Annotated in this window: 10 protein-coding genes and 1 tRNA gene; 7 read left to right on the top strand and 4 right to left on the bottom strand. The window is 70.9% G+C overall.

Annotation, left to right across the window (positions count from 1 at the left end):
- Positions 1-173 precede the first annotated feature (173 nt).
- The 3 genes from leuA to pbpG all read left to right on the top strand — a co-directional run bounded on the left by leuA (position 174) and on the right by pbpG (position 4619).
- Positions 174-1862 (top strand): 2-isopropylmalate synthase, encoded by a 1689-nt coding sequence (gene leuA / locus QM792_RS12515; protein WP_415151624.1) that lies wholly within the window; start codon positions 174-176, stop codon positions 1860-1862.
- Between the two features lie 35 nt (positions 1863-1897).
- Positions 1898-3439 (top strand): 2-isopropylmalate synthase, encoded by a 1542-nt coding sequence (locus QM792_RS12510; RefSeq protein WP_415150423.1) that lies wholly within the window; start codon positions 1898-1900, stop codon positions 3437-3439.
- A gap of 193 nt (positions 3440-3632) precedes the next feature.
- Positions 3633-4619: a D-alanyl-D-alanine endopeptidase gene (gene pbpG / locus QM792_RS12505; RefSeq protein WP_415151623.1), complete on the top strand. Its 987-nt coding sequence runs from the start codon at positions 3633-3635 to the stop codon at positions 4617-4619.
- Between the two features lie 4 nt (positions 4620-4623).
- Here pbpG and QM792_RS12500 read toward each other — a convergent pair whose 3' ends face one another.
- Genes QM792_RS12500 through hpnC form a run of 4 tightly spaced genes read right to left on the bottom strand, consistent with a single transcriptional unit; the run spans position 4624 to position 8447 of the window.
- Positions 4624-5391: an IclR family transcriptional regulator gene (locus QM792_RS12500; RefSeq protein ID WP_415150421.1), complete on the bottom strand. Its 768-nt coding sequence runs from the start codon at positions 5389-5391 to the stop codon at positions 4624-4626.
- Between the two features lie 55 nt (positions 5392-5446).
- Positions 5447-6760: a hydroxysqualene dehydroxylase HpnE gene (gene hpnE / locus QM792_RS12495; protein WP_415150419.1), complete on the bottom strand. Its 1314-nt coding sequence runs from the start codon at positions 6758-6760 to the stop codon at positions 5447-5449.
- Positions 6760-7596: a presqualene diphosphate synthase HpnD gene (hpnD, locus tag QM792_RS12490; RefSeq protein ID WP_415150417.1), complete on the bottom strand. Its 837-nt coding sequence runs from the start codon at positions 7594-7596 to the stop codon at positions 6760-6762. Before hpnD ends, hpnE begins: the two co-directional genes overlap by 1 nt.
- Positions 7593-8447, bottom strand: a complete 855-nt coding sequence (gene hpnC / locus QM792_RS12485) for a squalene synthase HpnC (RefSeq protein ID WP_415150415.1) — start codon at positions 8445-8447, stop codon at positions 7593-7595. The genes hpnD and hpnC overlap by 4 nt, the downstream gene beginning before the upstream one ends.
- A 114-nt stretch (positions 8448-8561) precedes the next feature.
- Between hpnC and QM792_RS12480 the strand changes: the two genes are divergently transcribed.
- The 4 genes from QM792_RS12480 to tig all read left to right on the top strand — a co-directional run bounded on the left by QM792_RS12480 (position 8562) and on the right by tig (position 14285).
- Complete coding sequence (locus QM792_RS12480; protein WP_415150414.1) at positions 8562-9698, top strand: efflux RND transporter periplasmic adaptor subunit; 1137 nt, start codon at positions 8562-8564, stop codon at positions 9696-9698.
- Positions 9695-12829: an efflux RND transporter permease subunit gene (locus QM792_RS12475; protein ID WP_415150412.1), complete on the top strand. Its 3135-nt coding sequence runs from the start codon at positions 9695-9697 to the stop codon at positions 12827-12829. Before QM792_RS12480 ends, QM792_RS12475 begins: the two co-directional genes overlap by 4 nt.
- A gap of 33 nt (positions 12830-12862) precedes the next feature.
- Positions 12863-12948 (top strand) — tRNA-Leu (locus tag QM792_RS12470).
- A 29-nt stretch (positions 12949-12977) separates the two neighbouring features.
- Positions 12978-14285, top strand: coding sequence for a trigger factor (gene tig, locus QM792_RS12465; protein ID WP_415150410.1), 1308 nt, complete (start codon positions 12978-12980; stop codon positions 14283-14285).
- Positions 14286-14299: the final 14 nt, after the last annotated feature.

Below are 14299 nucleotides of genomic sequence, written 5' to 3'. Positions count from 1 at the left end.
CATGACGTTCCCGACCGCGACCACGCTAGCGCTTCTTCTAGGAGTTCCACGGGCTCGCTGATCGTCCACGTCCATTCGTTTTCCGATCTCACGGCCCGTATGCAACCCGCAGCGGGCCGTTCGATTTTCGGGAATGCGCGGGTTGCCATCACCACCTTCACGAGGCAACCATGATGTTGAAGCATCCGCAGCAGAAGTACCGGGCGTTCCAGCCCATCGGCCTGAAAGACCGCCGCTGGCCCGACGCGGTGCTGACCCGCGCGCCGCAGTGGTGCAGCGTCGACCTGCGCGACGGCAACCAGGCGCTGATCGAGCCGATGGACGCGCAGCGCAAGCTGCGCATGTTCGAGATGCTGCTGAAGATCGGCTTCAAGCAGATCGAGGTCGGCTTCCCCTCGGCCTCGCAGACCGACTTCGACTTCGTGCGCCTGCTGATCGAGCAGGACCGCATTCCCGACGACGTGACCATCCAGGTGCTGACGCAGGCGCGCGAGCCGCTGATCCGGCGCACCTTCGAGGCGCTGCAGGGCGCGAAGCGCGCCATCGTGCACGTCTACAACGCCACCGCGCCGGTGATGCGCCGCGTGGTGCTGGGGCTGGACGAGGACGGCATCGTCGAACTGGCCACCACGCATGCGCGGCTGATCCGCGACCTGGCGCGCGCGCAGGGCGCGACGCAGTGGACCTTCGAATACTCGCCGGAGATGTTCTCGGGCACCGAGCTGCCGTTCGCCAAGCGCGTGGTCGATGCGGTCACCGCCGTGTGGGAGGCCTCGCCGAGCAACCAGGTGATCGTCAACCTGCCGTCCACCGTCGAGCACAGCACGCCCAACGTGTTCGCCGACATGATCGAGTGGATGCACCGCCACATCGAGCGCCGCGACGGCGTGGTGCTGTCGGTGCACCCGCACAACGACCGCGGCACCGGCACCGCCGCCGGCGAGCTGGCGCTGATGGCCGGCGCCGACCGCGTCGAGGGCTGCCTGTTCGGCAACGGCGAGCGCACCGGCAACGTCGACATCGTCAACATCGCGCTGAACCTGTACACGCAGGGCGTGTCGCCCGGGCTGGACTTCTCCGACATCGACGAGGTGCGCCGCTGCGTCGAGCACTGCAACCAGTTGCCGGTGCACCCGCGCCACCCCTACGTCGGCGACCTGGTCTACACCTCGTTCTCCGGCTCGCACCAGGACGCGATCAGGAAGGCCTTCGCGGCGCGCCGCGAGGGCGATGTCTGGGACATGCCCTACCTGCCGATCGACCCCAAGGACCTGGGGCGCAGCTACGACGCGGTGATCCGCGTCAACAGCCAGTCGGGCAAGGGCGGCATCGCCTACCTGCTCGAAGCCGAGCACGGGCTGGAGCTGCCGCGCCGTTTGCAGATCGAGTTCAGCCAGGTCGTGCAGGCGGTCACCGACGACAGCGGCAAGGAGGTCGATGCGGCGCAGCTTCGCGCCATCTTCGACCGCGAGTACGGCATCGACGCGCCGGGCGTCGTGCAGGTGGCGGTGCGCGAGGCCGGGCCGGAGCGCGTGGCGATCGAGGCCGGCGTGCGCCTCGACGGCGCGGTGCACACGGTGAGCGGGCAGGGCACCGGCCCGATCGACGCCTTCGTCGCCGGCCTGGCGCAGCGCGCCGGCGTGGCGATCCGCGTGCTCGACTACCACGAGCACGCGGTCGGCGAGGGCGCCGACGCACGCGCCGTCGCCTACCTGGAACTGCGCATCGGCGAGCAGACGCTGTTCGGCGTCGGCATCGACCGCAACATCGTCAACGCCTCGCTGCACGCGGTGGTCTCGGGGCTGCGGCGCGCCTCGGCGCGCGGCCTCGCGCCTCGCGATGTCGCCGCGGCGACCGCCTAACATCCACGCACTCTCAGCGACAGAGGAGACCCGCAATGGCCGACAAGCTCATCATCTTCGACACCACCTTGCGCGACGGCGAGCAATCGCCCGGCGCCTCGATGACACGCGACGAGAAGCTGCGCATCGCGCGCCAGCTCGAGCGGCTGCGCGTGGACGTCATCGAGGCCGGCTTCGCGGCGTCGAGCAACGGCGACTTCGAGGCGGTGAAGTCCATCGCCGACCACATCAAGGAGTCGACCGTGTGCTCGCTGGCGCGCGCCAACGACCGCGACATCTCGCGCGCCGCCGAGGCGCTGGCCGGCGCGGCGCGCTCGCGCATCCACACCTTCATCGCCACCAGCGCGCTGCACATGGACAAGAAGCTGCGCATGACGCCCGAGCAGGTGTTCGAGCAGGCGCGGCTGGCGGTGCGTTTCGCGCGCAAGCTGTGCGGCGACGTCGAGTTCTCGGCCGAAGACGGCTACCGCTCGGACCCCGACTTCCTCTGTCGCGTGGTCGAGGCGGTGATCGCCGAGGGCGCGACGACGATCAACATCCCGGACACGGTCGGCTACGCCGTGCCCGAGCTGTACGGCGCCTTCATCCGCGAGCTGCGCGAGCGCGTGCCCAACTCCGACAAGGCGATCTGGTCGGTGCACTGCCACAACGACCTCGGCATGGCGGTGGCCAACTCGCTGGCCGGCGTCAAGATCGGCGGCGCGCGCCAGGTGGAGTGCACCATCAACGGCCTGGGCGAGCGCGCCGGCAACTGCTCGCTCGAAGAGGTGGTGATGGCGGTGAAGACGCGCCGCGACCACTTCGGCCTCGAAGTCGGCATCGACGCCACGCAGATCGTGCCGGCCTCGCGGCTGGTGGCGCAGACCACCGGCTTCGTCGTGCAGCCGAACAAGGCGGTGGTCGGCGCCAACGCCTTCGCGCACGCCTCGGGCATCCACCAGGACGGCGTGCTGAAGGCGCGCGACACCTACGAGATCATGCGCGCGGAGGACGTGGGCTGGGCCGCCAACAAGATCGTGCTGGGCAAGCTCTCGGGCCGCAACGCCTTCAAGCAGCGCCTGCAGGAGCTGGGCATCGAGATGCAGTCGGAGGCCGAGATCAACGCTGCCTTCGCCAAGTTCAAGGAACTGGCCGACCGCAAGAGCGACATCTTCGACGAGGACATCGTCGCGCTGGTGATGGACGAGTCGGTCACCGCCGAGAGCGAGCACTACCGGCTGCTGTCGCTCGCGCAGCGCTCCGAGACCGGCGAGCGTCCGCACGCCACGGTGGCGTTCTCGGCCGGCAGCACCGAGCTGCACGCCGACAGCGACGGCAACGGCCCGGTCGACGCGAGCCTGAAGGCGATCGAGTCGAAGCTGCAGACTGGCGCCGAGATGCTGCTCTATTCGGTCAATGCCATCACTTCGGGCAGCACAGAATCGCAGGGCGAGGTGACGGTGCGGCTCCAGCACGGCGGGCGTGTGGTCAATGGCGTGGGAGCCGATCCGGACATCGTGGTGGCGTCGGCGAAGGCTTATTTGTCGGCGTTGAACAAGCTGCACAGCAAGACCGAGCGCGTGGCCGCGCAGGGCTGACCTGCCAAATTGGTCACAATCCTGACAGTCCGAGGACTGACTTGAGGAAAAGCGCGTAACGTCATGATCTTGCGCGCTTTTTTTCCATCGCATAGACTCGGCGCAAAGCCGAGCCAAAAGGACTGTCGTGGGATTGATCAACCGAGTTGCCGCAACGCTGGCCGCGGCCCTGCTGGCCGCCGTCGCGCTGACGATGGCGCCGCCCGCGGAGGCGGCCCAGAAGCAGGTGCGCAAGAAGGCCGCCACGGCGCAGAAGGCCGTCAAGCCGTCGGCCAAGGCCAGGGCCTCGCTCAAGCAGCGCCGCGGCGCGCCCAAGCGCGTCGTCCGCGTGGTGCCCGAGCGTCCGTCCTTCGGCCAGCTCGCCGGGCTGCGCAACACCGAGGATGAACTCGAGCTGAAGTCCAGCGTCGCGCTGGTACTCGACCAGGACACCGACGAGGTGCTGGTCTCCAAGAACCCCGACGCGGTGCTGCCGATCGCCTCGATCACCAAGCTGATGACCGCGCTGGTGGTCGCCGAGGCGCAACTGCCGCTGGACGAGACGCTGACCATTTCGCAGGAAGACGTGGACACCGAGAAGGGCAGCCGCTCGCGCCTGCGCGTCGGCACGCAGCTCACCCGCGAAGAGATGCTGCACCTGGCGCTGATGTCCTCCGAGAACCGTGCCGCGCATGCGCTGGGCCGTCACTACCCGGGCGGCCTCGCGGCCTTCGTCTCGGCGATGAACGCCAAGGCCAGGCTGCTGGGCATGGGCGACACGCGCTACGCCGAGCCGACCGGCCTGTCGAGCCGCAACCAGTCGAGCGCCAAGGACCTGGCCACGCTGGTGAAGGCCGCCTACGGCCACCAGATCATCCGCGAGCTGTCGACCTCGCCCGAGTACAGCGTGGCGGTGGGCAAGCGCGAGATGCAGTTCCGCACCACCAACGCGCTGGTGCGCAACCCGAGCTGGGAGATCGGCCTGCAGAAGACCGGCTACATCTCCGAGGCCGGGCGCTGCCTGGTGATGCAGGCCAAGCTGGCGGGGCGCCACCTCATCATGGTGTTCCTCGACTCGGCCGGGAAGTATTCGCGCCTGGGCGACGCCGAGCGCGTGCGCCGCTGGCTCGACGAGGTGGGCCACGGCGCGGCGTCGACCACGTCGTCGAGCGCCGCCGAGTTGCTGGAGCCGGCGAGCTGAGCGTTCAGCCGCGGTAGCCGAGCGCGGCCGAGATCTGCGCCGCCGTCGCCTTCAGGCGTTCCAGCCACGATTCCTCCAGCCGGTCGGCCGGCGCCGAGATCGACAGGCCGGCCACCAGGTGGCCCTGGTCGTCGCGGATGCCCGCGGCCATGCAGCGCACGCCCAGTTCCAGCTCCTCGTCGTCGCGCGCCGTGCCGAGCTGGTTGACGCGCCCCAGTTCGCGTTCGAGCGCGGGCAGCTCGGTGATGCTGTTGCGCGTGTGGCCGGCCAGGCCGGTGCGCGCGGCGTAGGCGCGCACGCGCTGCGGGTCGTCGTTGGCGAGGAACAGCTTGCCCACCGAGGTGAGGTGCAGCGGCGCGCGGCCGCCGATCGCGCGCACCACCTGCATGCCCGAGCGCTCGCTGTAGGCGCGTTCGATGTAGACGATCTCGTCGCCCTGGCGCATCGACAGGTTGACCGGCTGGTGCGTCAGCTTGTGCAGCTCGCGCATGGGCGCGAGCGCGGCTTCGCGCACGTCCAGCCGCGCTTTCACGAGGTTGCCGAGTTCGAGCAGCCGCATGCCGAGCCGGTAGCTGCCGGCCTCGGGGCGGTCGACGAAGCGGCCTATGGTCAGGTCGTTGAGGATGCGGTGCGCCGTGGACGGGTGCAGGCCCGAGCGCTCGGCGATCAGCTTCAGCGAGACCGGATCGGGGAACGAGGCCAGCACTTCCAGCAGGTCGAAGGCCCGCTCGAGAACCTGGATGGTGGGCTTCTTGGCGTCGGGGTTCGGCATGCCCGGGATTCTCGCTCATCCGCAGTGAGTTTTTGCATGGCGAAAGCGCATCGGGCTATCCGGAAATCACTGCGGGACTGGCTGCGGGACTGGATGTGGAAACGGCCGCCACGGCGGCAACCGCGCTGCGCACCGCGCCTTCCAGCGTGGCCGGGTAGGGGCCTGCCACGTGGTCGCCCGCCGCGACGAGGCCTGGGGCGAGCTGCATCACCGGGCGCGCCAGGCCCGGCACGCAGCGGAAGGTGGCGCGTTTTTCGGTGATCGACTGCAGCGGCCGCGGCTCGCCGCGCAGCAGCGGGCCCAGCGCGGCGCGGGCCTGGGCCAGCGTGGCGGCCAGCGTCGCCTCGCGGCCGGCGTCGACCCAGGGCTGCGCGCCGCTGATCACGAAGGCCAGCAGCCCGCGCGGGCCGCCGAGCTGGCCGCGGTCGAAGACGAACTGCGCCGGCGCCCGCGGCCCGGCCGGCAGCGCGAGCATCGGCTCGGGCAGGCGGGTGGCGCCGGCATCGAGGTAGACTGTCACGATCGGCTCGTAGCGCAGGGCCGCCGCGCCCGCCGACCACGCCGGGGCGATGGCCGCGCTCAGGCGCGCCGCTTCGCCCGGCGGCGTGGCGAGCACGACGGCGTCGAAGCGCGTGCCGTCGATGCGCCAGCCCTCGCCGGCGCGCTCGATGGCCTGCACGCGCGTCGAGAGCTCCAGCGCCGCGCCGCGCGCCTTCAGCCAGGCCAGCGCCGGCGCGGGAAACAGGTCGCCCAGGCTGGCGCGCGGCAGCAGCAGGTCGGCCGAGCCCGGGCCGCTGAACAGCGCGTCGCGCAGCACGCGCAGGAACACCGCCGCGCTCGCTTCGCCGGCCGGCGTGTTCAGCGCGGCCACGCACAGCGGCTCGACCAGATCGCGCCGGATCGCCGCCGGCAGCGTGCGCGTCAGTTCGGCCACCGTCAGCGCCGCGTCGCAGCGGAAGCCGCGCAGCGCCCAGCCGCCGGCCGCGCGCAGCAGCGCGAGGCGCTCGCCCGCGCGCCAGCCCTCGCGGCGCCACACGCCGCGCGCGAAGGCGAGCGTCGGCGGCCCGGGTGGCAGGTGCAGGCCGCGGCCGTCGGGTTCGCTCAGGCGCAGCGGCGTGCGCAGCAGCACGGCCTCGGGGTCGACGCCCACCGCGCGCATCAGCCGCAGCGTCTGCGTGTAGGCGCCGATCAGGATGTGCTGGCCGTTGTCGAGGGCGAGGCCGTCGTGGCGCACCTCGCGCGCCCGGCCGCCCGGCTGCTCGGCCATCTCGTAGAGCGTCACCGCATGGCCGGCGCGCATCGCTTCGACCGCCGCGGCCAGCCCGGCCCAGCCCGCGCCGACCACCGCCACCGACAGGGCTCCCGCCACTAGCGGCCCCGCCAGTGCGTGCACATCGCGATCCAGAGCTTGCGGATCGGCGTCAGCGAGGTGCGCTGGTGCAGCACCTGGAAGCCGTCGGCCTCGATCTCGCGCAGCAGCGTGCGGTAGATGTTGGCCATCATCAGCCCGGGTTTCTGCGGCTGGCGGTCGGCCTCGGGCAGCAGCGCCAGCGCCTCGTCGTAGCAGCGCTGCGCGCGCTCGGCCTGGAAGCGCATCAGCGCGGCGAAGCGCTCGCTGTAGCTGCGCGAGATGATCTCCTGCGCCTTGACGTCGAACTGCTTCAGCTCCGACACCGGCAGGTAGATGCGGCCGCGCCGCGCGTCGTCGCCGACGTCGCGGATGATGTTGGTGAGCTGCATCGCCAGGCCGAGCTTGTGCGCGTAGGCGATGGTCGCGTCGCTGCTGCGCCCGAAGATGTTCGCCGCGACCTCGCCGACCACGCCGGCCACCAGGTGGCAGTAGTGCGCCAGCGCCGGGAAGTCGAGGTAGCGCGACTGTTCGAGGTCCATGCGGCAGCCGGCGATCACCGCCTGCAGGTGCTCGGCGCGGATGTCGAAGCCGGCGGCGATCGGTTGCAGCGCCTGCATCACCGGATGCGTCGGGCGGCCGGCGAAGGCGGCGTCGACCTCGCGCCGCCACCACTCCAGCTTGGTGGCGGCGACGCCGGGGTCGTGCACCTCGTCGACCACGTCGTCCACCTCGCGGCAGAAGGCGTAGAAGGCGGTGATCGCGGCGCGCCGCGGCGGCGGCAGGAACAGGAAGGCGTAGTAGAAGCTCGAGCCGCTGCGCGCCGCCTTCTGCTGCACGTACTCCTGCGGCGTCATGCGGCGCTCCCGGCCAGGGCGGGCGGGGCGGCGCGCATGCGCAGCGCGCGCCACAGCATCGGCGGCGCGTCGGCCGCGCGCAGCGTCGGGCGCTCGCGCAGCGTGGCGAAGTCGAGCGCGGCGATCTTGTCGAGGATGCGCAGCCCGCCTTGCACCACCAGGCGCAGCTCCCAGCCGGCGCGGCCGCCGACGCGGTGCACCAGCGGCGCGCCTTCGAGCATCAGCGTGCGCGCCCAGCCGCATTCCTCGCGCAGCAGCGCACGAAGCTGCGGCGAGTCGGTGCGCGCCAGCAGCGTGTCGCCCGCCAGGCCGTGGCGGCGGCAGTCGCTCTCGGGGACGTAGAGCCGGCCGCGCGCGGTGTCGACGCCGAGGTCCTGCCAGAAGTTGATCAGTTGCAGCGCGGTGCAGATCGCGTCCGAGCGGCGCAGCGAGGCCTCGTCGGCCACGCCGTACAGATGCAGCAGCAGCCGGCCGACCGGGTTCGCGGAGCGGCGGCAGTAGTCGAGCAGCTCGGCGCGGTCGGCGTAGCGCGGCTTGACCAGGTCCTGCGCGAAGGCGTCGAGCAGGTCGTGCAGCGGCGCCGGCGGCAGCGCGTGCTCGCGCAGCGCGCGCGCCAGCGCGGCGAACACCTGCGGCCAGCGCGTCGAGACGGCCTGGCCCGCCACCGCCGCCGCGAGATCGGCGCGGTAGGCGGCCAGCTCGGCCAGCCGCTGCGCCGGCGTGGCATCGCCTTCGTCGGCGATGTCGTCGGCGGTGCGCGCGAAGGCGTAGATCGCCGCGATCGGCGCGCGCAGCGCCGGCGGGCAGAGCCAGGAGGCGACGGGGAAGTTTTCGTAGTGATCGACGCTCACGGGGCCGATTGTCCACGGCCCGCCGCGCCGTGACCGCGACGCGCGGCGGGTCGGGGTTTGACAGAGCGCAAGCCGATCAATATATTACTGACCAGTCAGTCAGTTAGGAAGTTCATGAAACCGCTGCATGTGCTCGTGCTCGCCAGCGTCGCCGCCCTGGCGGCCTGTTCCAAGCCGGAACCCGCTGCGCCGCCGGTGCGCGCGGTACGCACTGTGACGGTGGCGCCGCAATCGGCCGGCGGCGTGCAGGAGTACGCCGGCGAGGTGCGGGCGCGCACCGAGTCGCGCCTGGGTTTCCGAGTCGGCGGCAAGATCGTGCGCCGCGACGTCGACCTGGGCGCCAGCGTCAAGGTTGGACAGCGGCTGGCGCAGCTCGACCCGCAGGATTTGCGGCTCGGCCAGGAGGCGGCGAGGGCGGCGCTGTCGGCGGCGCAGGTGAACCACGACCAGGCCGCCGCCGACTTCAAGCGCTTCAAGGAACTGCGCGACCAGGGGTTCATCAGCTCGGCCGAGCTGGAGCGCCGCGAGACCGCGCTGAAAGCCGCCGCCGCCCAGCTCGAGCAGGCGCGCGCGCAAAGCAGCGTGCAGGGCAACCAGGCGGCCTACACCGCGCTGACCGCCGACGCCAAGGGCGTGATCACCGCCGTCGAGGCCGAGCCCGGCATGGTGGTGGCGGCCGGCACGCCGGTGCTGCGCCTGGCGCACGACGGCCCGCGCGACGTGGTGTTCGCGGTGCCCGAGGACAAGGTGGCGCTGATCCGCCAGCTCGGCGAGGCGCCGGGCCGCTTCAGCGTCACGCTGTGGGGCGAGGCGGGCGCGCCGCTGCCGGCGACGATCCGCGAGGTCTCGGCCGCCGCCGACCCGGTGACGCGCACCTTCCTCGTCAAGGCCGACGTCGGCCAGGCGCCGGTCAAGCTCGGCCAGACCGCGACGGTGCGCGTCGCGCTGCCGCAGACCGCCGGCGTGACCAAGCTGCCGCTGACCGCGCTGAAGGAGGAGCAGGGCCGCTCCATCGTGTGGGTGGTCGACCCGCAGAGCATGACGGTGCGCGCGCAGCCCGTGCAGGTGGCCGGCGCCGACGGCAACGACGCGGTGATCGGCGCCGGTCTGCAGCCCGGCCAGGTGGTCGTCACGGCCGGCGTGCACGTGCTCAACGCCGGCCAGCAGGTGAAGTTCTACGTCGAGCCCGGCGCCGCGAGCGCCGCCGCGGCCTCCGCGGCCGCCGGCGCCGCGCAGGTGAGCGTCAAGTGAGCGGGGCGAACGCGCCGCGGCAGCCGTCGCGCTTCAACATCTCGCGCTGGGCGCTCGACCATCCGGCGCTGACGCGCTACCTGCTGGTCGTGCTGCTGGTGCTGGGCGTCGCCGCGTACTTCCAGCTCGGCCAGGACGAAGACCCGCCCTTCACCTTCCGCGCGATGGCGATGCGCGTGTTCTGGCCCGGCGCCACCGCGCAGCAGGTGGCCGACCAGGTGACCGACAAGCTCGAGCGCACGCTGCAGGAGGTGCCCTACGCCGACAAGATCCGCAGCTACTCCAAGCCGGGCGAGGCGCTGATCATCTTCCAGGTGAAGGACAACTCGCCGCCGCGCGAGATGGCGCAGATCTGGTACACGGTGCGCAAGAAGATCGGCGACATGCGCGCCACGCTGCCGGCCGGCGTGATCGGTCCCTACTTCAACGACGAGTTCGGCGACGTCTACGGCTCGATCTACGCGCTCTCGGCCGACGGCTTCAGCTACCAGCAGCTCAAGGACCAGGCCGACTTCGTGCGCCAGCGGCTGCTGAAGGTCAAGCACGTCAACAAGGTGCAGATCTTCGGCGCGCAGGACGAGAAGGTGTTCGTCGAGATCCCGCAGAAGCGCCTCGCGCAGCTCGGGCTGGACTTCAACCAGGTGATCGCGCAGCTCGGCCAGCAGAACGCGGTGGAGTCGGCCGGCACGATCAACGCGCCCACCGACGTGCTGCAGGTGCGCGTGGCGGGGCAGTTCAACACCGTCGAGGAGCTGGAGCGCTTCCCGATCCGCGCCAACGGCGCGAGCTTCCGGCTCGGCGACATCGCGCGGATCCGGCGCGACTACGTCGACCCGCCGCAGGTCAAGGTGCGCCACCAGGGCAAGGAGGTGATCGCGCTGGGCATCTCGATGGCCAAGGGCGGCGACATCATCGAGATGGGCCACGCGCTGCGCGGGGCCACCGATGCGATCCGCGCCGAGCTGCCGGTGGGCATCGAGATGAGCCAGTTCCAGGACCAGTCGACCATCGTGTCGCGCTCGGTCGGCGAGTTCGTCAAGGTGCTGATCGAGGCGGTGGTGATCGTGCTGGCGGTCAGCTTCGTCAGCCTCGGGCTGCACCTCAAGCCGCGCTTCCGGCTCGACTGGCGCCCCGGCCTGGTGGTGGCGATCACCATCCCGCTGGTGCTGGCCATCACCTTCGTGGCGATGTACTACTGGGGCGTCGGCCTGCACAAGATCTCGCTGGGCTCGCTGATCGTCGCGCTCGGGCTGCTGGTCGACGACGCGATCATCGCCGTCGAGATGATGGTGCGAAAGCTCGAGGAGGGCTACGACAAGGTGCGCGCCGCCACCTTCGCCTACGAGGCCACCGCGATGCCGATGCTCACCGGCACGCTGATCACCGCGGTGGGCTTCCTGCCGATCGGGCTGGCGAAGTCGACGGTAGGCGAATACACCTTCGCGATCTTCGCCGTCACCGCCGCGGCGCTGGTGATCTCGTGGTGCGTGTCGGTGTACTTCGTGCCCTACCTCGGCACGCTGCTGCTGCAGACGCGGCCGCACGCCAACGCCGACGAGCCGCACGAACTGTTCGACACGCCGTTCTACACGCGCTTTCGCGCGCTGGTGAACTGGTGCGTGCAGCACCGCTGGATCACCATCGGCCTGACCGTCGCCACGCTGGCGCTCGGCGTGGCCGGCATGAGCCGGGTGCAGAACCAGTTCTTCCCCGATTCGAGCCGGCTCGAGGTGCTGGTCGACCTGTGGTACCCGGAGGGCACCGCCTACGCCGCCAACGAGGAGGTCACCCGGCGCGTCGAGGCGCGCGTGATGCAGCTCGACGGCGTGGCCCACGTCACCACCTGGGTCGGCAGCGGCGCCGAGCGCTTCGCGCTGGTGATCGACCAGATCTTCCCGCAGAGCAACGTCAGCCAGTTGATCGTGATGTCCACCGACCTGGCGGCGCGCGAGAAGCTGCGCCGCGAGCTGCCGGCGCTGCTGGCCAGCGAGTTCCCCGAGGCGCGCGCGCGCGCCAAGCTGCTGCCCAACGGGCCGCCGGTGCCGTACCCGGTGCAGTTCCGCGTCGTCGGGCCCGACCCCGCGCAGGTGCGCGCCTATGCCGACGAGGTCAAGGCGATCATGCACGCCAACCCGAACATGCGCGGCGTCAACGACAACTGGAACGAGTCGGTCAAGGTGCTGCGCCTGGCCATCGACCAGGACAAGGCGCGCGCGCTCGGCGTCAGCAGCCAGGCCATCGCGCAGGCGGCGCGCGTCTTCAACAGCGGCAGCACGATCGGCCAGTACCGCGAGGGCGACAAGCTGATCGACATCGTGCTGCGCCAGCCGCTCGACGAGCGCGACACCATCACCGCGCTGGCCAACGGCTACGTGCCGTCGGCCAGCGGGCGCAGCATCCCGCTCGGCCAGATCGCCAAGGCCTCGTTCACCTGGGAGCCCGGCGTGCTGTGGCGCGAGGGGCGCGACTACGCCGCCACCGTGCAGGGCGACATCGTCGACGGCCTGCAGGGCGCGACCGTGACCGCGCAGCTCGATCCGCTGTTCAAGCCGATCCGCGAGAAGATGCTTCCCGGCTACCGCATCGAGGTGGCCGGCGCGGTGGAGGAAAGCAGCAAGGGCCAGGGCTCGATCGCCGCCGGCGCGCCGCTGATGCTGTTCATCATGTTCACGCTGCTGATGCTGCAACTGCACAGCTTCAGCCGCGCGATGCTGGTGTTCCTGACCGGGCCGATGGGCATCGCCGGCGTGGCCGCCGCGCTGCTGCTGCTCGACCGGCCGTTCGGCTTCGTCGCGCTGCTCGGCGTGATCGCGCTGATGGGCATGATCATGCGCAACTCGGTGATCCTGATCGACCAGATCGAGCACGACCGCGAGCGCGGCGTCGCCACCTGGGACGCGATCGTCGAGGCCGCGGTGCGGCGCTTCCGCCCGATCATCCTGACCGCCGCGGCGGCGGTGCTGGCGATGATCCCGCTGTCGCGCAGCGGCTTCTGGGGGCCGATGGCGGTGGCCATCATGGGCGGGCTGGTCGTGGCGACCGCCTTGACGCTGCTGGCGCTGCCGGCGATGTACGCGGCCTGGTTCCGCGTCAAACCGGCCCGGGAGGAGCGGCGCGCCGCATCCCGCTAAAATCGCCGGCTTGCCGTCGAGGCCGTCCCCCATGCGCGGGTGGCGAAATTGGTAGACGCACCAGGTTTAGGTCCTGACGCCAGCGATGGTGTGGGGGTTCGAGTCCCCCCCGCGCACCAGACATTCAACCCTCCAGTCCGAGAACATCATGTCCGTCCAAGTCGAAACCCTCGAGAAGCTCGAGCGCCGCATCACGCTGACCCTGCCCGCCGACGTGATCCAGTCGGAGGTGGAGTCGCGCCTGAAGCGCCTGGCCCGCACCGTGAAGGCCGACGGTTTCCGCCCGGGCAAGGTGCCGATGAGCGTGGTGGCGCAGCGCTACGGCTACTCGGTGCACTACGAGGTGATGAACGACAAGGTTGGCGAGCAGTTCAACACCGCCGTCAACGAAGCCAAGCTGCGCGTGGCCGGCGCGCCGCGCATCACCGAGAAGGAAGGCGCGCCCGAGGGCCAGGTGGCCTTCGACGCCACCTTCGAGGTCTACCCCGAGGTGACGATCGGCGACCTCGCCGGCGCCGAGGTCGAGCGCGTCTCGACCGAAGTCACCGAGGCCGCGATCGACAAGACGCTGGACATCCTGCGCAAGCAGCGCCGCACCTTCCAGCAGCGCGCCGCCGCCGACGGCGCCGCCGAGGGCGACCGCGTGAGCATCGACTTCGAGGGCAAGATCGACGGCGTGCCCTTCGAGGGCGGCAAGGCCGAGGGCTTCCAGTTCATCATCGGCGAAGGCCAGATGCTCGAGCAGTTCGACCAGGCCGTGCGCGGCATGAAGGCCGGCGAGAGCAAGACCTTCCCGCTGCAGTTCCCGGCCGACTACCACGGCAAGGACGTGGCCGGCAAGGAGGCCGACTTCCTCGTCACGCTGAAGAAGATCGAGGCCCAGCACCTGCCCGAGGTGAACGAGGCGTTGGCCAAGTCGCTGGGCATCCAGGACGGCACGGTCGAGGCGCTGCGCGCCGACATCCGCAAGAACCTCGAGCGCGAGGTGAAGTTCCGCGTGCAGGCGCGCAACAAGGCCAGCGTGATGGAGGCGCTGGTCAAGGTCGCCGAGCTCGAGGTGCCCAAGGCGCTGGTGGCCGGCGAGGTGGAGCGCATGACCGAGGGCGCGCGCGCCGACCTGAAGAAGCGCGGCATCAAGGACGCCGACAAGGCGCCGATCCCGAAGGAGATCTTCGAGCCGCAGGCCGAGCGCCGCGTGCGCCTGGGCCTGGTGGTCGGCGAGTTGGTGCGCGCCAACAACCTGCAGGCCAAGCCCGAGCAGTTGCAGGCGCACATCGAGGAGATGGCGCAGAGCTACGAGCGCCCGGCCGAGGTGGTGCGCTGGTACCTGAGCGACCGCAGCCGCATGGCCGAGGTCGAGGCGGTGGTGATCGAGAACAACGTCGCCGACTTCGTGCTCGCCAAGGCCAAGGTCAGCGACAAGGCCGTGCCGTTCGACGAACTGATGGTCGGCTGAGTTCGGGCAATATT

Source organism: Piscinibacter sp., from assembly GCF_047600445.1.
Taxonomy (GTDB): Bacteria; Pseudomonadota; Gammaproteobacteria; order Burkholderiales; family Burkholderiaceae_C; genus Piscinibacter.
Note: the sequence above shows the minus strand (reverse complement) of the source record. Positions and strands in the feature narration are given on the sequence as shown.